Source organism: Xanthobacter versatilis (genome assembly GCF_043193975.1).
GTDB classification, from domain to species: domain Bacteria; phylum Pseudomonadota; class Alphaproteobacteria; order Rhizobiales; family Xanthobacteraceae; genus Xanthobacter; species Xanthobacter autotrophicus_E.
In genome coordinates this window covers 218,505-239,073 of sequence record NZ_JBAFVB010000001.1, presented here as the reverse complement: position 1 = coordinate 239,073, position 20,569 = coordinate 218,505, and the positions used below count along the sequence as shown (strand labels likewise).

Sequence of the window (20,569 nt, the reverse complement as noted above, 5' to 3'; positions counted from 1 at the left end):
CGCGCCCCGCGCGGGCTCGTCCGGGGCATCCACGCCGCTCCGCTGGCACCATCCCTCCACAGGACACGCCAGGCGGTCGAGGCGTGGATGGCCGGGACGAGTCCTGCCGGGACAACTGCCCCCGAGACCTGTGTCCCGAGACGGTCCGGACCAAGCCGGAACCTGCCTGTGCCTCACACCTTGATGAGCAAGAGTCTGGCGGCGACGAATGGATCTTGAAGAATACGGGCCGCGGTCGCTCGGGCGACGCGCACGGGAGCCAAAACGGCAAGGCCCGGCGAAAATGCGGATACGCGAAGGAGGGCCACGGCGCGCGGAACGCGCCGTGGCTTGTGAGATCAGGCCGCAGCCGACACGTCGGTGGGAACCGACGCGATGGTCTTCAGGATCTGCGAAGCGATCTGGTAGGGGTCGCCCATGGAGTTGGGGCGGCGATCCTCAAGGTAGCCCTTGTAGTCGTTCTTCACGAACGAATGGGGCACGCGGATCGACGCGCCACGGTCGGCCACGCCATAGGAGAACTTGTTCCACGGCGCGGTCTCATGCTTGCCGGTGAGGCGCATGTGGTTGTCCGGGCCGTAGACAGCGATGTGGTCCTCGAGGTTGGCCTCGAACGCCGCCATCAGCGCCTCGAAATAGGCCTTGCCGCCCACTTCGCGCAGATAGGTGGTGGAGAAGTTGGCGTGCATGCCCGAGCCGTTCCAGTCGGTGTCGCCGAGCGGCTTGCAGTGGAACTCGATGTCCACGCCATACTTCTCGGTGAGACGGAGCAGCAGGTAGCGCGCCATCCACACTTCGTCGGCCGCCTTCTTGGAGCCCTTGCCGAAGATCTGGAATTCCCACTGGCCCTTCGCGACTTCCGCGTTGATGCCTTCGTGGTTGATGCCGGCCGCGAGGCAGAGGTCGAGGTGCTCCTCGACGATCTGGCGGGCGATGTTGCCGACATTCTTGAAGCCGACGCCGGTGTAGTAAGGGCCCTGGGGCGCCGGATAGCCGTGCTCGGGGAAGCCGAGGGGACGGCCGTCCTTGTAGAAGAAGTATTCCTGCTCGAAACCGAACCAGGCGCCGGCATCGTCGAGGATGGTGGCGCGCTTGTTGGTCGGGTGCGGGGTGACGCCATCGGGCATCATCACTTCGCACATGACCAGGGCGCCGTCGGTGCGGGCCGGATCGGGATAGACCGCCACGGGCTTCAGCACGCAGTCGGAGCTGCGGCCTTCGGCCTGCTGGGTGGAGCTGCCATCGAAGCCCCACAGCGGCAGTTGCTCGAGGGTCGGGAACACGTCGTATTCCTTGATCTGCGTCTTGCCACGCAGATTCGGGGTCGGGGTGTAACCGTCCAGCCAGATATACTCGAGTTTAAACTTTGGCATTGCAGTCTCTCATAAGCCGATGACGTGAGATCTTGGAACTCGTGACTGAGCGTCCGGCCGCGCAGAATCCACTGACCGTTTGAGCCGCCATCTCTCTAGCAATCCGTGTGCCAAAGTTCACGCAACCGCCACACAAGGCTCCGCAGCGCCCAGCCCGGGTGCGACCTGCCCATTTGTGCACCAGGATTAGGCCTTACGCTTGGGCGCTTCGCCCATCGTGCAGGCAAAACGCAGATATCGCGCCACCGGGACGCCACCACGGCGATTCCCACGGAACAAATGCGCGCCACAGGCGATTGATCCTGCGCCCCTTCGCTGCACTGCGATAGACGCGCAGACGCTATGCACCATTCGCTCAAACAAATCGGATATCTGTCTTGAAATTATCAACGCCTAAAATTTAGGCATCGTACTAATTTTTTAGGCAATTTATGTATATCCAAATCGAAAAGTCTGCTAAGAACGGATCAATGGATGGTGCCTAGGAGGCTCATCGACCGGAGTTTGAATGATGACTGTGATGCAGAAGCGCGAGACGGCGAAAATCTACCCCTTCCCGATGAAGAATGGCGCGAATGTCGGCATGCCTTCCAAAGAGGCGAAATGGGCGGCCGAAATCGCGGCCATGGGCGCCACCCAGGCGGTCATCGGCTCCAGCTGGTATCACGACGAAGCGGTGAAGGCCGACGCCCGGCCCGAGCGCCGCTGAGCCTCATCACGGCATCTGCCTTCCGCGATCCGGCCGGGCCGGATCGGAGCGGGCACGTTTGAGGGATCGGCCGCGCGAGCGGCCGTTTCCATTTATGGACCGCCCTGTCCTGCGCGCGGTGCTTCGCGGCCGGCGCGCCGTGCCTCGCGCCCAACCTCGCCCCGTCCCGCACGCCCTGCCCCGCGGCTGATGGATCGGCTCTTGCTTCTCCCGCCCCGGGACACCTTCACGGGTAGGGAATGCGACATGGCTCTCGACATCAACGGCGACTGGACCGACGCCGACCTCGCCAAGCTCATCGGCTCGGTGGTGGACGACCGCGACTGGCGGCTGGAAGTCTCCAAGGAGGGTGTGGCCACCCTCGCCGACAAGACCGCCAACCCCACGGGTGCGGACTATGACGAGGGCCTGCACTGCTTCTTCGAGACCTGGATGGCCGGCACCGACTTCGTCGGCCCCTCGGCGGCGGGCGACAAGGCCCTGGTGGGCAAGATCGCCACGGCCCTGCGCGCCAATTATCCGGCGCTGCAGGGCGACAAGTTCATCTATGTGAGTCTCTGATACCAAAGGCCGTGAGCTTCGCTCATGAGCCTTTGCTCAAGCCCGCGCGGCGCCTGAGCGTACCCTCTCGGCATCGGTCAAAGACCGAGGCCGTCGGTATAAGTCGCACGTGCGCGTGGCCCGGCTCCGCGCCGGGCCGCCTCACTGGCACAGGAAGCCGCCGTCCACGGGCAGGATATGGCCGGTGATCATGGAGGCCATGGGGCTCGCCAGGAACAGCACCGCGTCGGCCACCTCCTCCGGCTCGGCGATGCGGCCCATGGGCATCAGCGCCTCGATGCGGGCGAGCTGCTCCGCGTCGTTCATTAGCGGCGCGATGAAGGGCGTGCGCACCCAGGTCGGCGCCACGGCGTTCACGCGGATGCCCGCCGGGGCCAGTTCCACCGCCAGCCCGCGGGTGAGGTTCACGATGGCACCCTTGCTGGCCTGATAGGCCGGGTTGGGATAGGGCCCGCCCCCCGACAGCCCCATGATGGAGGCGATGTTGACGATGGCGCCCGCCCCCTGCGCCCGCATGGCCGGCACCACCGCGCGGGTGGTGAGGAAGGCGCCGGTGACATTCACCGCGAACACCTTCTCCCAGTCCGACAGCGCCAGCTCGGCGATGCCCTTGCGGATGGAGAGGCCGGCATTGTTGACCAGGATATCCACACGGCCATGAGCGGCGAGCACCTGCGCCACGCCCTCCCCCACCGCCGCCTCATCGGTCACGTCGAAGGCCTGGCTGGAGGCGCGCATGCCCGCCGCGCCGAGAGCCTGCGCCGCCGCCTCGGCGGCCGCGCCGTCCCGGTCGGCCAGCACCACATGGGCGCCCTGCCGGGCGAGCAGTTGCGCCGCCGCAAGGCCGATGCCGCTCGCCGCCCCCGTCACCAGGGCCACCTTCCCGGACAGATCGAGATCCGCCGCCATACTTGCGTCCTCCCCGCGATTCGCGGGTCGGATCATCCCACATGCGCCGGCCGCGCGCGCTCCCGGAACGGCCTCGGGCGGCCCCGCCCGTGAGAGCGGAGCCGCCCGATTGACCGTCGTTCGGATCAGCCTTCCTGCGCGACCTGCGCCACCGGAGTTGCATCCAGCGTCGCCCCGGACTGGAGCCGGCCCTTCAGGAAAATGGCGAGGCCCGCCACCAGCGCGGGCGCGGCGGCGATGGCGAAGATGGTCTCGAAGCCCCAGTGGAAGGAGAGCAGCAGGCCGCCCACCATGGACCCCACCACCGAGCCCGAGCGGCCGATGCCGTTGGCCCAGCTGACGCCGGTGGCCCGGCTCGCGGTGGGATAATAGGCCGCCGCCAGCGCATTGATGCCGATCTGCGAGCCGGCGATGCAGAAGCCGGCGCCGAACACCGCCACCGGCAGCAGGCCGGGTACTCCGGTGGAATTGCCGATGGCGGTGACGCACAGTCCGCCGCCCACATAGGCGGAGGCGAGCAGGGCGTGGGGGTTCACCTTGTCCATGAACAGGCCCAGCACCACGCCGCCGAGGGTGCCGCCGAGCTGCAGCATCATGGTGACCAGCGCCGCCTGCTGGATCGAGGCGCCGCCGGCATTGATGAAGGTGGGCAGCCAGTTGGTGAGGAGATAATAGACCAGCAGGCTCATGAAGAAGGCGAGCCACAGCAACAGCGTTCCGCCCACGAGATTACGCGAGAACAATTGCTGCACCGGCAGCCCCTTGGCCTTCTTCGGCCCGACGAAGACCGCGCCGGCGAGGTCCGCCTTCGGGGCGATGCGGGCAAGGTTGCGCGCGGCGGCGGCCGAGCGGGGATCCTTCAGCACCAGGAAGCGGATGGATTCGGGCAAGAGCGCCCACAGCAGAACAGCCACCACCAGCGGCACCGCGCCGCCCACCACCAGCACCGAGCGCCAGCCGTGTTCCGCCACAAGTTGCGCCGCCAGCAGACCACCCATGGCCGAGCCCAAAGTGAAGCCGCAGAACATGATGGTGACGAGGAAGGAACGCCTGCGCTCGGGGCAATATTCCGAGGTGAGGGTGATGGCGCTGGGCATGGCGGCGCCGAGCCCGAGACCGGTGACGAAGCGCCACCAGGTCAGTTCGGTGATGGAATGGGAGAAGGCCGCCCCCAGCGAGGCGAGGCCGAAGAAGACCACCGAGAAGATCAGGAGCGGCTTGCGCCCGAAGCGGTCGGCGAACGGGCCGATGACCAGCGCCCCCACCATGAGGCCGAACAGGCCGGCGCCGAACATGGGGCCGAGCACCGCCGGCGTAAGCTGCCATTCGGCGCGGATGGCCGGCGCGATGAAGGCCGCGGCCGCCGTGTCGAAGCCGTCCACCGCGACGATGAGAAAGCACAGCACGATGATAAGCAGCTGGAACCGCGACACCGGGCTCTCGTCGATAAGCTGCTGGATGTTCACGGGCCTTGGGCCCGCCTGAGCTGGGGCAGACATGAGCGTTTTTCCTCTCTGAAATTGAAGGGTGTGCCGGCTTTGCCGTGCTGGTCTTGGGCCGCGATGGCCTTGGGCCGCGATGGCCTTGGGTTGCGGGGCGTGCGGGCCTTTCGCAGGCGATCTCAAAATTCAAAAAGGCGTCGTGCCGCGATCACCCTCGTCATGGCCGGGTCAAGCCCGGCCATGACGGTGATAAGGCGCCTTTGAAAACCTGCGGGCGCCCCCGGGAACGATCCCGCAGGCGGCCTCTCACGCCGCCTCCCTCACGCCGCCTTGGCTTCGGCGCCGGGAGAGAATTTCTCGTAGTGGAAGGCGGCGGGGGTCACCCCCGCGGCCTGGAAATGGTGGCGCACCGCATCCACCATGGCCGGCGGACCGCACAGATAGGTGTCCACGTCGCCGCCGTTGAGGTGCTCGGGCTCAAGGTGATGGGTTACATAGCCCTTGCGCGGATGGCTGCTTGCCGCGTCGGCGACGACGGTTGAGAAGGTGAAGCCCTTAAGGCGCGCGGCGAACGCCTCCAGCCTGTCCACCAGCACCAGGTCGGCGTCGGAGGTGACGCCATAGACGAGGTGCGCCGGCACGTTCAGCCCGTCGCGCGCCAGAAGGTCCAGCATGGCGAGGAAGGGCGCGAGCCCGGTGCCGCCGGCGAGGAACAGCAGCGGCCGCGTCACCGGCCGCAGATAGAACGAGCCCATGGGCGCGGTGAAGCTCATCGCATCGCCCACCTTCGCCCGCTCGGCGAGGAAGGACGACATGCGCCCGCCGGGAATGTTGCGCACCAGGAACTCCACCTCGCCGTCGTGCGGCAGGCTGGAGAAGGAATAGGCGCGCACCTCCCGCGTGCCGGGCAGGCTCAGATTGGCATATTGCCCGGGCAGGAAGGACAATTCCCCCGCATCCACCTTCAGCGCGAAGCCGAGCGTGGTGGGCGAAAGCCGCTCCAGCCGCGACAGGCGGGCGGAAAAGGTGGAAGCCCCCGCCTTGCACATGGCCGAGGTGGCGGCGATCTTCACCACGCAATCGCTTTTCGGCCGCATCTGGCAGGTGAGCACATAGCCCTCCGCCGCCTCGTCCTCGGTGAGGGCGTCCTCGATATAGTCGCCCTTGTCGTAGGCGCCGCTCTCGCAATGGCTCTTGCAGGTGCCGCAGGCGCCGTCACGGCAGTCGAACGGCACGTTGATGCCGGAGCGATAGGCGGCATCCGCCACCGTCTCTCCGGTGCCGCAGGTGATGAAGCGGGTGACCCCGTCCTCGAAGCTCAGCGCGATCTTGTGGCTCACCGCCGCCTCCCGCTCAAATGTGGTAGATGTCGACCACCTGGTGGATGTAATCGTTCTTCAGAACCACCTTCTTGTTGGTGATCTTGAAGTCGTTCCCCGTGGTGTCGAGCGTGTAGAAGGACGAGCCGAAATAGGTGTCGGTCGTCTTGTAGCGGAAGCTCAGGGTGAACCAGTTGAAGCGCACGCTGACGCTGGCGCCGGTCTCCTCCAGAATCTCGATATTGGTGAGATTGTGCGAGGTGCGCGGCTCGGGCAGGCTGGTGGCGGAGGAGCGCTCCGTGCGGATGCGGAACACCCGGTCCTCCAGCCCCTGCTTCTGCCCGTAATAGATGAGCGAAATCTCGGTCTGGGGGTTCTCCACCAGTTCGTCGTTGTCGTCCCAGGAGGGCATCCAGAAGACGGCCTCGGGGGCGTAGAGGGAGAGCCAGCTCTCCCAGTCCTTGTCGTCGAGCAGGCGGGCCTCGCGATAGAGGAAGGCCGCCACGGCCTCGTGGGTCACGTTCATTGTTTCCTCCCGGACGGCGGCTCCTGAAGGCGCGCCGTCTCTCGTTAAGGCATTGGGCTGTCAGGGCGTCTCGGAGGCATCCGTCGCAGCGACGGCGCGGGCCAAAGTGTCCTTCCAGTAGCGGTGCTGGACCACGAACAGGCCCTCGTCCTCGGTCTTGGCGCCGGAGAGGAGCGGCTTCAGGCCGATGGCGGCGGCGCCTTCGTCCGCCCCCTCGATCCAGTGGGTGGCGCCGCGCGACAGGTCGTTCCACGGCGCGGAGGTGGCCATGAAGCCCATCTGGCAGGAGCGGAATTCCTCCAGGTCGTCGGGCGTCGCCATGCCGGAGGCGTTGAAGAAGTCCTCATACTGGCGGATGCGGTGGGCCCGCGCCTCCGCGCTCTCGCCCTTGGGAGCGATGCAATAGATGGTGACCTCGGTCTGATCCACGCTGATGGGCCGGAAGGTGCGGATCTGCGAGGAGAACTGGTCCATCAGATAGACGTTGGGGTAGAGGCACAAATTGCGCGAGCGGCTGATCATCCAGTCGGCCATTGCCTCGCCGAACTTTTCCGCCAGCTCCGCGCGGCGGTCGTAGAGCGGCCGATCCTCCGGGTTGGCCCAGCGGCTCCATAGCAGGAGGTGGCCGTTGTCGAAGGAATAGAAGCCGCCGCCCTGCTTGGCCCAGCTGCCCGCATCCATGGCGCGCACGTCGTCCTTGCCGGCTTCTGCTGCGGCCGCGGCCTTGCGCTGGTTGACGGTGGCAGCATAGTTCCAGTGCACGGAGGTGACGTGATAGCCGTCGGCGCCGTTCTCCGCCTGCACCTTCCAGTTGCCGTCATAGACATAGGTCGAGCTGCCCCGCAGCACTTCGAGACCTTCGGGCGACTGGTCCACGATCATGTCGATGATCTTGGCCGCCTCGCCCAGATGCTCGGTCAGGGGCAATACATCTTCCTTCAGCGAGCCGAACAGGAAGCCGCGATAATTCTCGAACCGCGCCACCTTGGTGAGGTCGTGGGAGCCGTTGGTGTTGAAGCTTTCGGGATAGCCGGCGCCATCGGCTTCCTTGGTCTTCAGCAGTTTTCCGGCATTGGAGAAGGTCCAGCCGTGGAACGGGCAGGTATAGGTCGCCCGGTTGCCGCGCTTGTGCCGGCACAGCATGGCGCCGCGATGGGAGCAGGCATTCACCAAAGCATGCAGTTCGCCCTTGCGGTCGCGGGTGATGACGATGGGCTGGCGTCCGATGAAGGTGGTGAAATAATCGTTCGGATTGGGGATCTGGCTCTCGTGGGCAAGATAAATCCAGTTGCCCTCGAAGATGTGCGTCATCTCCAGCTCGAACAGGTCGGGGTCGGTGAAGATGTCGCGGCGGCAGCGATAGAGGCCCTTGGCCGGGTCTTCCACCACCGCGCCTTCGAGGCGGGCGGCAAGGGCGGCATAATCGGGGAGCGGAGCGTGGGCGTTCATTGGCGTTTCCTCTCTGCCGGCTCGGCCCGCCGTCGGTGCGACGGGCCGTCCGGATCGTTGCGGGAATGGCTGTAGGCGATGCGCTCCCGGCTCAGGCCGCGGCGCGGGGCCGGCTCACCTCGGTGCCGACGACGCCCTGCGCCTCGGGGGCGATGGAGAAGTCGAAGTCGATCACCGCGAACGGCTTGTTCAGCCCGCGGGCATGGATCTCGGCGGCGTCCGACACCCGCCGCACCGCCGGGATCAGTCCTTCGCGGGTGCCGAAGGCGAAGTCCGTGTGCAGATACTGGTCGCCCTCGATGTTGATCTGGGTGGTGAGCTTGCGATAGCCGGGCGCGGTGACGAAGAAATGCACGTGGGCCGGGCGCTCCGCATGGCGGCCGAGGCCTTCCATCAGCTGGCGGCTCGCCGAGCCGGGCGGGCAGCCGTAGCCAGCGGGCATGATGGTGCGGAAGCTGTAGGTGCCGTCCGCGAGGGTCTCGATACGGCGGCGCAGGTTGAAAGCCGGCTGGGTGGGATCGAAGTGGGAATAATTGCCCATGGTGTTGGCGTGCCACACGTCCACTATGGCGCCTTCCACCGGCTTGCCGTCGATGCCGGTGACCCGGCCCTGCACGAACAGCACCTCGCCGTCGTCGGAGCCGTCGTCGAGCCGCGCGGTGCCCTTGGAGAGCGGCGCGCCGGCCACGTAGAGCGGGCCCTCGATGGTACGTTGGGTACCGTTGGCAAGGCCCGCGAGGCGCTCGGCCTCGTCGAGGCGCAGGTCGAGATAATGCTCCACCGCGATGCCCGGCACGATGAGGCCCAGTTCGTTGGACTGGCCGGCGGCGGTGACATAGGCGACGCCCGCCCAGAACTCGTCCATGGAGATGTCGAGATCGTCGATGGCCACCATCAGGTCGCGGGTGAGGCGGCGCACGATCTCCTTCAGCCGCGCATTGCCGCCGGCCACGTCGAGCCCCGCCGCGCGGTCGGCGAGCTGGTCGATGAGGGCCGGGTTCATGATGGACTTGCTCATGGGTTTCCTCCTGATTTTCTTAACGAATTGGGTCAGATCCGGCGGTCCCGCGCATGCGGGCCGGCGGGTGGGCAGGCAGGGAATGTGAGGGAGCGCGCCATGGCTCAGCTCCCGGCCTTGGTTGCCGCGAGCACCAGCGTCCGGCGCGCGCCGTCGCGGCGGAAGCGGGCGATGCGCTCCTCGTCCAAGGTGATGCCGAGGCCCGGCCCCCTGGGCACCTCCAGCGAGAAGTCGCTGTAGTCGAGGGGCTCGGCCAGGATCTCCTCGGTGATGAGCAGCGGGCCGAACAATTCGGTGCCGAAGCCGAGGCGGGGGAAGACGGAAAACAGGTGGGCGGCGGCGATGGTGGACACCGCGCCTTCCAGCATGGTGCCGCCATACAGATCGATGCCCGCCGCATCGGCGATGGCACCCACGTTGGCGGCGGCGATGAGGCCGCCGGACTGCTCGATCTTCACCGCGAACACATCGGCGGCGCGCATGCGGGCCAGCTCGAACGCGCTGGCGGGACCCTGCAGGATCTCGTCCGCCATCACCGGCACCACGCCCCGCGCGGTGAGCCGGGCCAGCGCCTCGGCGGAGGCCACCGGCTGCTCCACCAGGTCGCAGCCGGCATCGGCCAGCGCCCTCAGGCCATAGGCCGCTTCGCTCTCGCTCCAGGCCATGTTCACGTCCACGCGCACGCTGGCCCGCTCGCCCAGCGCCGCCTTGATGGCGGCCACGTGCGCCACGTCCGCCCGCACCGCGTGGCGGCCGATCTTCAGCTTGAAGATGCGGTGGCGGCGGCGCGCCAGCATCTCCTCGGCCTCGGCGATGTCGCGGGCGGTGTCGCCGGAGGCCAGCGTCCAGGCCACCGGCAGGCGGTCCCGCACCCGCCCGCCCAGAAGCTCGGAAATCGGCAGTCCGCTCCTTTTGCCCTGGGCGTCGAACAGGGCCGTCTCGACGGCGGACTTGGCGAAATGATTGCCCTTCACCACCTTGCCGATGGTCGCCATGGTGGCCTGGATCCGGGTGGGATCGGCGGCCAGCAACACCGGCGCCATATAGGCGTCGATCGTCAACTTCATACCTTCGGGGCTCTCCGGACCGTAGGCCAGGCCGGCGATGGTGGTGCCCTCGCCCACCCCCACCATGCCGTCGGACATGTGGAGGCGGACCAGCATCAGGGTCTGCCCCTCCATGGTCGCCACCGACAGCTTGTGGGGCCGGATCGTTGGCAGATCGACGAGAAATGTCTCGACTCGCTCGATCCTGGGGGCTTGTCTGGAGAGGGGGGCATGGATCGTCATGCCCATTTTCTACGGCGCGCCGCGGCGCGGATCCAAAACCGAGTTGGTCAACTATTATACTTCGAGGGTATCATGGATGTCCGCCAGCTCCGCTATTTCGTCGCCGTGGCGCAGGAGCGCAACTTCACCCGCGCGGCGGAGCGGCTCCACATCGCCCAGCCGCCCCTGAGCCGGCAGATCCAGGGGCTGGAGGACGAGCTGGGGGTGATGCTGATCGACCGCTCGGAGCGGCCGCTGAAGCTCACCGAGGCCGGGCGCTTCTTCTACGAGCAGGCGCTGCAGATGATCGGCCGCATGGACCAGATCCGCAACACCACGCGCCAGCTCGGCCGCTCCGGGCGCAGCCTGTTCGTGGTGGGGTGCGTGGCCTCCACCCTCTATGGCGGCATGCCGGACCTCGCCCGGCGCATGCGGCGGCTATGGCCGGACATGGAGATCGAGCTGAAGGAAATGAGCTCCACCCAGCAGGTGGCCGCCCTGAAGGAGGGGCGCATCGACCTCGGCTTCGGTCGCGTGCGCGTCACCGACCCGGCCATCGAGCGCATCACTTTGCGCGAGGAACGCCTCGTGCTGGCGCTGCCCCTCGACCATCCCAAGCTGGCGCACAAGGGCCCGCTGCCGCTCGCGACGCTGGAAGACGAGATGCTGGTGCTCTACCCCTCCGAGCCGCGCCCGAGCTTCGCCGACGAGGTGCTGGTGCTGCTCGGCGACCGCAACGTGCGCCCCCGCGCCATCCGCGAGGTGCGCGAGCTGCAGATGGCGCTGGGGCTGGTGGCGGCGGACGACGGCGTCACCATCGTGCCCGCCTCCGCCCAAAGGCTGCGCAGCTACGACGTGGCCTATCGCCATTTCGACGACCCGAAGCTGGTCTCACCCATCATCATGAGCTACCGCGCCAATGACGCGTCCGGGCGCATCGAGGCCATCAAGCAGCTGATCCGCGAGATGTACGCCGACCAGCCCGACTGGCTGAAGCTGTCGGAGAACCGGCTCCTGCCGCCGTGACGGCGGCGCCGGTCGCTCCTCAACGCAGGCCGAAGCCGAGCGCCTTCAGCACTTCCGGGATGCGGTCGCGCCCGCTGAGGGACTCCGCCCCGCGTACGCGGGCCAGCGCCACGCTGGCCCAGCCCACCTCGGGGAGATTCTGGCCGTGCTGGAACGCCTTCAGAGCGTCCTCATAATGGTCCAGCGCCGCCTGCGGCAGGCTGGCGTCATAGCGCTCGCGGTGGAGCACGAGGCGCTGGGAGATGCGCGGCTTCACATCCGCCGGGCGCTGCGGATCGGGATAGCCGACGGCGAGGCCGAACACGCCCACCACGTTGGGCGGCAGGCCCAGCAGCTCGGCGACCACCTCCGGCTTGTTGCGCAGGGCGCCGAGATAAACGCCGCCGAGGCCGAGGGATTCCAGCGCCACCAGCGCATTCTGCGCCGCCAAAGCGGCATCGATGATGCCCACGAACAGGGTTTCGAGGAAGGACAGGGCATCGGTGGGCGCCCCGGCGCGGCGGCCGATCTCCTCAAGGCGGGAGAGATCGGCGAGCCAGACCAGCACGAGCGGGGCTTCCACCACATGCTTCTGCCCGCCCGCCACTTCGGCGAGGCGCGCCTTGGTGGCGGGGTTCTCCACCGCCACCACGCTGAAGGTCTGAAGGTTGGAGGAGGACGGCGCCGACTGCGCCGCCGCCACCAGCGTCTCGATCAGCCCCTCCGGCAGGGGACGGTCGGAGAAGGCACGCACGGTGCGGTGGGAGAGCAGCGCGGCGATGGTGTCGTTGAGCAGGATGCCGGCGGGCGCCTCGGCGGCACCGTAGCGGGCCTCCAGCAGGGCGCGGGCATCGGCGGACGGGGCCGGCGCGGGGCGGGCCTCAGACAGAGTGGCAGACATGACAGCTCCATAATGCGGAGGCGGGAACGGTTCAGCGTGCGGCAAGCTGAACCGTTCCCGTGCCGAACTTCAAGCAACAAGACCGTTTGCCCGACGGCACCGGTCTCCCGACACTCAGGCCCCGGCCGCCACCGGCTCCGCCGGCGCGAGCGCTCCGCGCCGGAAGCCGGCGGCGGGGTGGGTAGCGGGAAGGGTGGGGCCGCGGCCGGGGAACAGCTTCTGGCGCAGGGGGCCTTCGGCGTAAGCCGTCTTGTAGACGCCACGGTCCTGAAGCTCGGGCACCACCAGATCCACGAAGGCCGCCAGCGTCTCGTGGGAGACGAGGCGGTTCAGGTTGAAGCCGTCGATATCCGTGTCCTCCACCCAGGACAGGATCTCGTCCGCCACCTCGCTCGGCGATCCCACGATGAAGGGCGCGCGGGCGCCGATGGCCGAGAGGGTGGCGAGGTCCTTCACCTTCAGCGGCTCGGCACTGCGCAAGGTGAGGTTTTCCAGCGTGGACTGGATGGCGTTGCTCTTCACATAAGAGATGGCATCGTCCGGATCGACCTTGGAGAGGTCCACCCCGGTCCAGCCGGAGAGCAGCGCCAGCTGGCCGGCGGTGTGCACATATTGCGCATAGTCGGCGAGCCGATCGAGGGCCTCCGCCCGCGTCGGCGCGACGATCACCGTGGCGCCGGGGAACATGCGGATGTCGTAGGGGTCGCGGCCGAAGGACTGCGCCGCCTGCCGGATCGCGCGTACGGATTCAGCAAGGATCGGCCGGGTCTGTCCGTTGAGGAAGATGCCCTCGGAGTGCTTCGCCGCGAACAGCCGCCCACGATCGGAGGCGCCGGCCTGGTAGAGCACCGGCGTGCGCTGGGGCGAGGGCTCGGCGAGGTGGATGCCATCGACCTGATAGTAAGGCCCGTCGTGATGGATGCGGTGGACCTTGGCCGGATCGGTGAACACCCGCGCCGCCCGGTCGCGGCGCACCGCCCCATCTTCCCAGCTGGATTCCCATAGCTTGTAGACGGCCGCGAGGAAGTCTTCCGCCGCCTCGTAGCGGGCATCGTGGGCGCGGTTGGCCACATGGCCCATGCCCTTGGCGCCGCTGTCGAGATAACCGGTGACGATGTTCCAGCCCACCCGCCCGCCGGTGAGGTGGTCGAGGGTCGAGAAGCGGCGGGCGAACTGGTAGGGGTGCTCGTAGGTGAGGTTGGCGGTGACGCCGAAGCCGATATGCTTCGTCGCCTGCGCCATCACCGGCACCACCAGGGTCGGGTCGATATGGGGCGTCTGCGCGGCCGAGAGCAAGGCCGCGTCCGGCGTGCCGCCATACACGTCATAGATGCCGAACACGTCGGCGATGAAGATGCCGTCGAGCAGGCCGCGCTCGGCGGTCTGGGCCAGCTCGATCCAGTAGTCGAGGCTGTTGTAGTCGATGGCCTTGTCGCGCGGGTGGGCCCACAGGCCGGCCCAGGTGTGGCCGGGGGCGGCCATGTTGAAGGCGTTGAAGCGCAGCTCCCGCTTGCGGCTCATGGGGTATCTCCTGCGGGTCAGCTGTAGAGCGGGGTCGGGGTGATGGTGCCGTTGAGCGCGTAATTGCCCATTTCCCGCGCCTTGTAGACGACGGGGTCGTGCAGGGTGTGGGTGCGGATGTTGCGCCAGAAGCGGTCGAAACCGTAATGCCCGGCGGTGGCCCGCGCGCCCATCAGCTCGAAGATCCTGGAGGTGATCTCCAGCGCGGTGCGGCTGGAATGCACCTTGGCGGCATAGATGGCGCCGGCGGCGACGTTGCGCTCATCGAGCGTGATGTCGTTGGCGCGCGCGGCGGCCGCCTCGAACCGCTCCGCCGCCACGTCTGCGAGGGCAAGCGAAGCGCGAATCTCCACGTCGAGCAGGCCGTAATGCTCAAGGATGTAGGGATCGAGGCTCGCCTTCTCCACGTTCGAGGCCTGCCACGGCCGCGAGACGGTGCGGATGTAGCGGTTGGCCTCGCCGAGGGCGCCCTCGGCGGTGCCGAGGTAAAAATTGACGATGAGCAGCTGGTGGAACGGCACCACCAGGCTGGTGCGTGGCGGCGGTGCGGCGGCGGGATCGCCCAGCACCTCATCCCTGGCCACATGCACGTCGGCAAAGGTGATGGTGCCGCTCTCCGACAGGCGCTGGCCGAAGGCATCCCAGTCGTTGCCGTGGGTCACGCCCTCCCGGTCGCCGGGGACCACCAGCACGGCGAAGCCGTCGTTCAGCTCGGCGCGCAGGGTGATGCGGTCGGCCAGCGCGGCGTTGGAGGCAAAGGTCTTGCGGCCGGTGAGGCGGAAGCCGTCCTTAACCGGGGTGAGCTTTGATTCCGGATCACGCGGGTTGGAGGCCCCGCCCCAGAACCAGTTGCCGGCCACCGAGGCCCGCGACAGCCCTGCGCTCTGCTCCGGCGCCGCCCGCCACAAGGCGTTGGTGAGGTGGAGATAATGGTAGGCGAGCAGCTGGGCAATGGAGGCATCCGCCCGCCCGATCACCCGCACCGCCAGGAGCGCGTCGGTGAAGCTGCCGCCGCCCCCGCCGTGCTCCTGCGGATTGAGCAGGGGCAGGAGGCCGGAGCCACGCAGCAGTTCCAGTTCCTTGCGCGGGGTGGCACCGAGACGGTCGCGCGCGGCGGCGTCCGGAAGCAGCGCTTGCGCCACCCGCTCGGCGGCGGCGATGGCGTCGAAGCGGGGCGCCGGGCTCGCGGCCGAACGGGCGGCGGGGAAGGTGACGACGGAAGGGCGGGTCATGGCAAACGTCCTGTGGCGGCTGTCCTGCTGGGGTGGTGGGGGTGCCTTTCGGCGCGGCCGCTCACCACGCGGGCAGGATGCTTCCCTTGAACTTGGCGAGGGTGAAGTCCTTCACCGGCTGCGAGCGGTAGACTTCGATGAACTTGGCGATGCGCGGATCATCCTTGCGGTCTTCCCGCGCGGCGAAGACGAGGGTGAAGTAGGGCTTCGCCTCCTCGACCGAGGTCTCGGCCACCAGCGCATTGTTGAGATCGAGCCCGGCGAGATAGGCGTAGTTGGAAGAGACGAAGGCGGCGGCCACGTCGTCCAGCGAGCGCGGCAGCTGGGCGGCGTCGATCTCTACGATCTGGAGCTTCCTGGGGTTCTCCGCCACGTCCAGCACACTGGCATAAAGGCCCGTGCCCGGCTTGAGCTTGATGAGCCCGGCTTTCTGGAACAGCAGCAGGGCGCGCCCGCCATTGGTGGGGTCGTTGGGAATGGCGATCTTGGCGCCCGCGGGAATGTCGGCGGCGCTGGTGTAAGTCTTCGAATAGATGCCCGCCGGCACCAGGAGGGATTCGTCGAGGGCCACGATCTGGTAGTTGCGGGTCTTGATCTGGTTGGCGAGGTACGGCCGGTTCTGGAAATTGTTGAGGTCGATGTCGCCGGCCTGGAGCGCCGCGTTGGGCTGGTTCCAGTCGGTGAACTCGATGATCTCCGCCTTCACCCCCTGCTTCTCGGAGAGCCGCGCCGCCTCGCGCAGGACATCGCCGTAGGGACCGGCGGAGACGCCCACCTTCAGCGGCTTGTCGGCCGCCGGAGCCGGCGTCTGGGCCTGCGCCCCGGCACCGAGGCAGAGAAGGGCGAGCCCGGAGAAGGCCCCCGAGAAAGCCAGAGCGAGGAAGCGGGAGCGGGACAGAACAGTCATGGGTCGATCCGTGTCGGGGCCGGCATCCGCAGCCGGCCCGGCAAGTGAATGGACGAGTGAAGAGAAAGGCTTGGCGCGGCCGGCGGATCACGCCGTGGCGCGGGCCTCACTGGCGTAAAGGCTCTCCGGGCGCGGCAGGCCGTAGTGCTCGCGCAGGGTCTTTCCCGAGTATTGGCTGCGGAACAGGCCGCGCTTGCGCAGGATCGGCACCACCTGGGAGGTGAACAGGTCGAAGCCGCCGCGGAACCAGGGTGGCATCACGTTGAAGCCGTCGGCCGCGCCCTTCTCGAACCAGAGCTGGATCTCGTCGGCGATCTTCTCCGGCGTGCCCACCACCACATAATGGCCGCGGGCGCCGGCGAGGCGGTCGATGAGCTGGCGCAGGGTCGGCTTCTCGCGCTTGACGATGTCCACCACCAGCTGGAAGCGGCTCGCCACGGTGCGGGCGGGGCCGGCATCGGCGAAGGCGTCCAGCGACACCACGCCGTCCAGCGGATGGCCGGTGAAGTCCACGCCGGTGATCTGCTTGAGCTGGGTGATGGAATAGGCCGGCTGGATCAGGTCGTTGACCTCGTCGTACAGCCGCTTCGCCTCGGCCTCGGTGGAGCCGATATAGGGGCTGATGCCGGGCAGGATCTTCACATGGTCCGGGTTGCGGCCCAGCGACTGCGCCTGCTTCTTGATGTCGGCATAGAAGGCCTGCGCGCTCTCCACGGTCTGGTGGGCGGTGAAGATGGCTTCCGCATAGCGCGCGGCGAAGGAGCGGCCGTCGTCGGATGAGCCGGCCTGCACATAGACCGGGCGGCCCTGCGGGCTGCGCGGGGTGTTGAGCGCACCCTTCACCCGGAAGTGCCGGCCCACATGCTCGATGGGGTGGATCCTGGCATCGTCCGCGAATACGCCGGAGATGGGATCGGCGACGAGGGCGTCATCCTCCCAGCTGTCCCAGAGCTTGGTCACCACGTCCACGAACTCGGCGGCGCGGGCATAGCGCTCAGCGTGGGTCGGGGTCTCGGCGAGGCCGAAATTGCCGCTGGCCTGCGGCACGGCGGTGGTGACGATGTTCCAGCCCGCGCGCCCACCGGAGAGGTGGTCGAGGGAGGCATAGAGCCGGGCGAGGTTATAGGGCTCGTAATAGGTGGTGGAGGCGGTGCCGATGAGGCCGATATGGGTGGTGGCCGCCGCGATGGCCGCAAGCCAGGTCAGCGGCTCGATGCGGAAGCGCGAGGCGAAGCGGATGTTGTCCACCTGCGCCGGCCCGTCGGCGAAGAACACCGCGTCGAGCTTGGCGGCTTCCGCAGAGCGGGCGAGGTCCTGGTAATAGGTGATGTCCAAGAGCCGCTCGGGGCTCGCGCCGGGATAGCGCCAGCCGGCCTCGTGATGGCCGCCGGGATAGATGAACAGGTTGAGGACAAGCTGTCGTCCGGGCGACGTCTCAACTAGGGCCATGGACTCATCTCCTCGCGATCCCCGCACGGGATCACGTTCTCACCGCGTGCCTCCCCTGCGGGATCACGTGCGGCGTGTGACGGGGCAGAACTTGTTCGGACGTGGGAGGCGCGCGCCCCGACCTGGGAGGCACCCGCCGGCGCAGGGCGCGGGACACGGCCCGCGGCAAGCCTGAACGGGCGACGGCGCCGGTCACGGGACCGTCAGAGCAAACAGCAGGCGCAGCTCATCTGGACCTCCATCGCGGTGCGTCTTCGCCCTCCACGATAGGCGCGCCGGACGCCCCGTCAATCATTTTTTGATTTAGTCGATGGTTTAAGTTGATTTATAGAGACGCCCCGACCCGCTGGGCTGTCCTTACCTCTCCTCCCGTTGACGGACGCCCGCCTCAGGGTCTTTTCTGCCCTCCCCTCCCTTGCCCGTCCCCCGGAGCATTGCCCTTCATGCTCGATTATCGCCCCCTCGGGCGCACCGGCCTTTCGGTGTCGTCCATCTCGCTTGGCACCATGACCTTCGGCCAGCAGAACACCGAAGCCGAGGGCCACGCCCAGCTCGACCGCGCCCGCGACATAGGCATCAACCTGATTGACACCGCGGAGATGTATTCCATCCCGCCCCGGCCGGAGACCCAGGGCTCCACGGAACGCATCATCGGCACTTGGCTGAAGTCCCGCGGCGGGCGCGACAAGGTGGTCCTCGCCACCAAGGTGTCCGGCCGCACCGACAACACCTGGCTGCGCGAGAACGGCGCCAAGACCCGGCTCGATGCGAAGAACATCACCTATGCCATCGAGGGGTCGCTGAAGCGGCTGCAGACCGATTACGTGGACCTCTACCAGCTGCACTGGCCCGACCGCGCCGTGCCCCTGTTCGGCAACCCGGCCTCGGCCATCACAAGCAGCACGGGCGATGGTCCGGAAGTGCCCATCGAGGAGACGCTGGGGGCGCTCGCCGATCTGGTGAGCGCGGGCAAGGTGCGCCATATCGGCCTGTCCAACGAGACGCCCTGGGGCCTCCACCGCTTTCTCAAGGCGGCGGACACCGGCGGCGGGCCGCGCGTCGCCTCGGTGCAGAACGCGTACCATCTCCTCAACCGGGAGTATGAGGTGGGCCTCGCAGAATTCGCCGCGCGGGAGGATGTGGGCCTGCTCGCCTATTCGCCCCTGGCGCAGGGCTATCTCACCGGCAAGTATCTGGACGGCGCGCGCCCGGCCGGTGCCCGCTCCACCCTGTTCGATCGCGGCCAGCGCTACCAGAAGCCCGGCGTTGACGCGGCCATCAAGGCCTATCTGGCGCTGGCGGCGGACCTTGGCCTGACGGCGGTGCAACTGGCGCAGGCGTGGGTGACCAGCCGGCCGTTCGTGACCTCCAACATCATCGGCGCTACGTCCATGGCGCAGCTGGAGGAGACCCTCGCCACCCTCGACGTGGTCATCACCCCGGAGATCGAGGCCCGGGTGAACGCGGTGTTCCAGCTCCACGGCAGCCCGGCCCCCTGAGGGGCGGGGTAGTCGCGCGAGGCGCTTCCGGCGCGGGACCCATGGTCACCGCGCCGGCTCTCAGAACCTCAGTTGGTCCGGCGCCAGGTTTCGCCGCTGCACAGCACCGCGGCCACGCAGCCTTCCAGCCTGAGGCCGTCGCCGGCGAGGGTCATGGAACCCTTGTAGGTCTTGTTGGTATCGGGATCGAACAGATTGCCCTTCCACTTGCCGGAACCGACGGATTCGGCGCCGTTGACGATGAGCTGGCCCACGGTCGACTGGAACTTGGGATTGGTCACCGAGATGATCTTGCCGCAGAGCTTGCCGCCGCAGTCGTAGAAATTCACCACCGTGCCGGTGGACGGCCGCGTGAACTTGCCGAGCGCGTCGGCAGCCTCAGCGGCACCCGCCGTCGCCAGAGAGAGAAGACCCGCGCCGGTCGCCGCCGCAAGCGCGGCAACCCGCAGGGACCGCGCACGGTCGGACACAGAGATTTTCATTTTCCGTCCACTTCAAGCCAGGAGCCCGACGCAGGTGAAGCACGCTGCGCCGGCGCGCTGATACCATGGCGCCCCTGCCCGGACCATGCGCGTAGGCACAAGATCCCACCTGAAAACCGGGATAAGCTGGCGTGCCCGACATATATTACGCTGCGTAATCTGGCGCCGATCGCCGGAATAGTTGCGCCGGTTCCGGACTATACAGACGATATTACCTCTATTGCGGTAGCGCGGCCGAGATGCGCTGGGCGGCATCGAGCAGCACCGGCAGGAAGCGCGTCTTGATGGTCTCGAGGGAGGTGCGCCCCTCGTGGGTGCTGACATTGAGCGCGGCCAGCACCTCCGAGCGGCGGTTCTTCACCGGCGCTGCGATGGAGCGCAGGCCCATTTCCAGCTCCTGGTCCACCAGGGTCCAGCCCTGCCGGCGGGAGGTCTCGATGGCGTCCTTCAGGGCCACCATGTTGGCCACCGTGCGCTCGGTGCGCCGCTCGATCTTCACCCGGTCGTAATAGGCCGCCAGCTCCGCCGGTGGCAGGCCGGCCAGCAGGGTGCGGCCCATGGAACTGCAATAGGCCGGCAGGCGCGAGCCGATGGACAGGCCGATGGTCATCACCCGCTCGGTGGGCACCCGCGCCACATAGACGATGTCGAGGCCGTCCAGCACCGCCAGCGAGCAGGATTCGTGCAGCGCATTCACCACGTCGCGCATGATGGGTTGGGCCACCTCCCAGATCGGCAGCGAGGAGAGATAGGCAAAGCCGAGGTCCAATACTTTGGGACGCAGGGCGAAATACTTGCCGTCGGTCTCGGCATATTCCTCCCGCACCAGGGTGAGCAGGAAACGGCGCGCGGTGGCACGGGTCATTCCGGTCTGCTCGGCCACCTCGGTCAGGGTCATGCGCGGCTTGTAGCGGCTGAAGGTGCGGATCACCTCCAGCCCGCGCACCAGGGACTGCACATAGTCCTTGTCCTCGCTCGCCTGCACCTTGGTCATCCGCC

19 protein-coding genes are annotated in these 20,569 nt (G+C 67.6%); 4 read left to right on the top strand and 15 right to left on the bottom strand.

Annotated elements, in window-relative coordinates; translation table 11 throughout:
- Positions 1-338: 338 nt before the first annotated feature.
- A complete protein-coding gene (locus V5F66_RS00980; RefSeq protein WP_012113161.1) occupies positions 339-1,373 on the bottom strand; it encodes a glutamine synthetase beta-grasp domain-containing protein in 1,035 nt (344 codons plus the stop codon).
- Positions 1,374-1,893: 520 nt separating this feature from the next.
- On the opposite strand from V5F66_RS00980, the gene V5F66_RS00975 reads away from it, so the two are divergent.
- Together V5F66_RS00975 and V5F66_RS00970 are read left to right on the top strand one after the other, a co-directional pair.
- Positions 1,894-2,082, top strand: coding sequence for a DUF2735 domain-containing protein (locus tag V5F66_RS00975; RefSeq protein ID WP_170218844.1), 189 nt, complete (start codon positions 1,894-1,896; stop codon positions 2,080-2,082).
- A gap of 246 nt (positions 2,083-2,328) precedes the next feature.
- Positions 2,329-2,643, top strand: a complete 315-nt coding sequence (locus V5F66_RS00970) for a hypothetical protein (protein WP_394006354.1) — start codon at positions 2,329-2,331, stop codon at positions 2,641-2,643.
- Between the two features lie 141 nt (positions 2,644-2,784).
- On the opposite strand, the gene V5F66_RS00965 is transcribed toward V5F66_RS00970, so the two are convergent.
- From V5F66_RS00965 to V5F66_RS00935, 7 genes are all read right to left on the bottom strand, one after another.
- Positions 2,785-3,552 (bottom strand): SDR family NAD(P)-dependent oxidoreductase, encoded by a 768-nt coding sequence (locus V5F66_RS00965; RefSeq protein WP_394006352.1) that lies wholly within the window; start codon positions 3,550-3,552, stop codon positions 2,785-2,787.
- A gap of 125 nt (positions 3,553-3,677) precedes the next feature.
- Complete coding sequence (locus V5F66_RS00960) at positions 3,678-5,051, bottom strand: MFS transporter (RefSeq protein WP_394093013.1); 1,374 nt, start codon at positions 5,049-5,051, stop codon at positions 3,678-3,680.
- A 263-nt stretch (positions 5,052-5,314) separates the two neighbouring features.
- Complete coding sequence (gene benC, locus V5F66_RS00955; protein ID WP_394093012.1) at positions 5,315-6,334, bottom strand: benzoate 1,2-dioxygenase electron transfer component BenC; 1,020 nt, start codon at positions 6,332-6,334, stop codon at positions 5,315-5,317.
- 13 nt (positions 6,335-6,347) lie between these two features.
- Positions 6,348-6,839: a benzoate 1,2-dioxygenase small subunit gene (benB, locus tag V5F66_RS00950; RefSeq protein WP_012113153.1), complete on the bottom strand. Its 492-nt coding sequence runs from the start codon at positions 6,837-6,839 to the stop codon at positions 6,348-6,350.
- A 60-nt stretch (positions 6,840-6,899) separates the two neighbouring features.
- Positions 6,900-8,288, bottom strand: coding sequence for a benzoate 1,2-dioxygenase large subunit (gene benA, locus V5F66_RS00945; RefSeq protein ID WP_394032582.1), 1,389 nt, complete (start codon positions 8,286-8,288; stop codon positions 6,900-6,902).
- A 91-nt stretch (positions 8,289-8,379) separates the two neighbouring features.
- Entirely contained in the window at positions 8,380-9,306 is a 927-nt protein-coding gene (catA, locus tag V5F66_RS00940) for a catechol 1,2-dioxygenase (protein ID WP_394003360.1), read from the bottom strand.
- 104 nt (positions 9,307-9,410) lie between these two features.
- Positions 9,411-10,601 (bottom strand): muconate/chloromuconate family cycloisomerase, encoded by a 1,191-nt coding sequence (locus V5F66_RS00935; RefSeq protein ID WP_394093011.1) that lies wholly within the window; start codon positions 10,599-10,601, stop codon positions 9,411-9,413.
- Between the two features lie 66 nt (positions 10,602-10,667).
- On the opposite strand from V5F66_RS00935, the gene V5F66_RS00930 reads away from it, so the two are divergent.
- Positions 10,668-11,600, top strand: coding sequence for a LysR family transcriptional regulator (locus V5F66_RS00930; protein ID WP_012113149.1), 933 nt, complete (start codon positions 10,668-10,670; stop codon positions 11,598-11,600).
- A 19-nt stretch (positions 11,601-11,619) separates the two neighbouring features.
- On the opposite strand, the gene V5F66_RS00925 is transcribed toward V5F66_RS00930, so the two are convergent.
- From V5F66_RS00925 to V5F66_RS00905, 5 genes are all read right to left on the bottom strand, one after another.
- The gene (locus V5F66_RS00925) at positions 11,620-12,480 is read right to left on the bottom strand and encodes an NADPH-dependent oxidoreductase (RefSeq protein WP_394093010.1); all 861 of its coding nucleotides are present in this window, start codon (positions 12,478-12,480) and stop codon (positions 11,620-11,622) included.
- A 114-nt stretch (positions 12,481-12,594) separates the two neighbouring features.
- Entirely contained in the window at positions 12,595-14,001 is a 1,407-nt protein-coding gene (locus V5F66_RS00920) for an LLM class flavin-dependent oxidoreductase (protein WP_394093009.1), read from the bottom strand.
- A 17-nt stretch (positions 14,002-14,018) separates the two neighbouring features.
- Entirely contained in the window at positions 14,019-15,233 is a 1,215-nt protein-coding gene (locus tag V5F66_RS00915) for an acyl-CoA dehydrogenase family protein (RefSeq protein WP_394093008.1), read from the bottom strand.
- 61 nt (positions 15,234-15,294) lie between these two features.
- The gene (locus V5F66_RS00910; protein ID WP_394093007.1) at positions 15,295-16,140 is read right to left on the bottom strand and encodes a MetQ/NlpA family ABC transporter substrate-binding protein; all 846 of its coding nucleotides are present in this window, start codon (positions 16,138-16,140) and stop codon (positions 15,295-15,297) included.
- Between the two features lie 87 nt (positions 16,141-16,227).
- On the bottom strand, positions 16,228-17,589 hold the full coding sequence (locus tag V5F66_RS00905) for an LLM class flavin-dependent oxidoreductase (RefSeq protein ID WP_394093006.1): 1,362 nt from the start codon (positions 17,587-17,589) through the stop codon (positions 16,228-16,230).
- A 443-nt stretch (positions 17,590-18,032) separates the two neighbouring features.
- Here V5F66_RS00905 and V5F66_RS00900 point away from each other — a divergent pair, with 443 nt between their 5' ends.
- Positions 18,033-19,088: an aldo/keto reductase gene (locus tag V5F66_RS00900; RefSeq protein WP_394003347.1), complete on the top strand. Its 1,056-nt coding sequence runs from the start codon at positions 18,033-18,035 to the stop codon at positions 19,086-19,088.
- Positions 19,089-19,156: 68 nt separating this feature from the next.
- Here the strand turns inward: V5F66_RS00900 and V5F66_RS00895 are convergent, their stop codons facing one another.
- Together V5F66_RS00895 and V5F66_RS00890 are read right to left on the bottom strand one after the other, a co-directional pair.
- Positions 19,157-19,570, bottom strand: a complete 414-nt coding sequence (locus tag V5F66_RS00895; RefSeq protein ID WP_394093005.1) for a DUF2147 domain-containing protein — start codon at positions 19,568-19,570, stop codon at positions 19,157-19,159.
- A 217-nt stretch (positions 19,571-19,787) separates the two neighbouring features.
- Entirely contained in the window at positions 19,788-20,564 is a 777-nt protein-coding gene (locus V5F66_RS00890) for an IclR family transcriptional regulator (RefSeq protein ID WP_394093004.1), read from the bottom strand.
- Between the last annotated feature and the right edge of the window lie 5 nt (positions 20,565-20,569).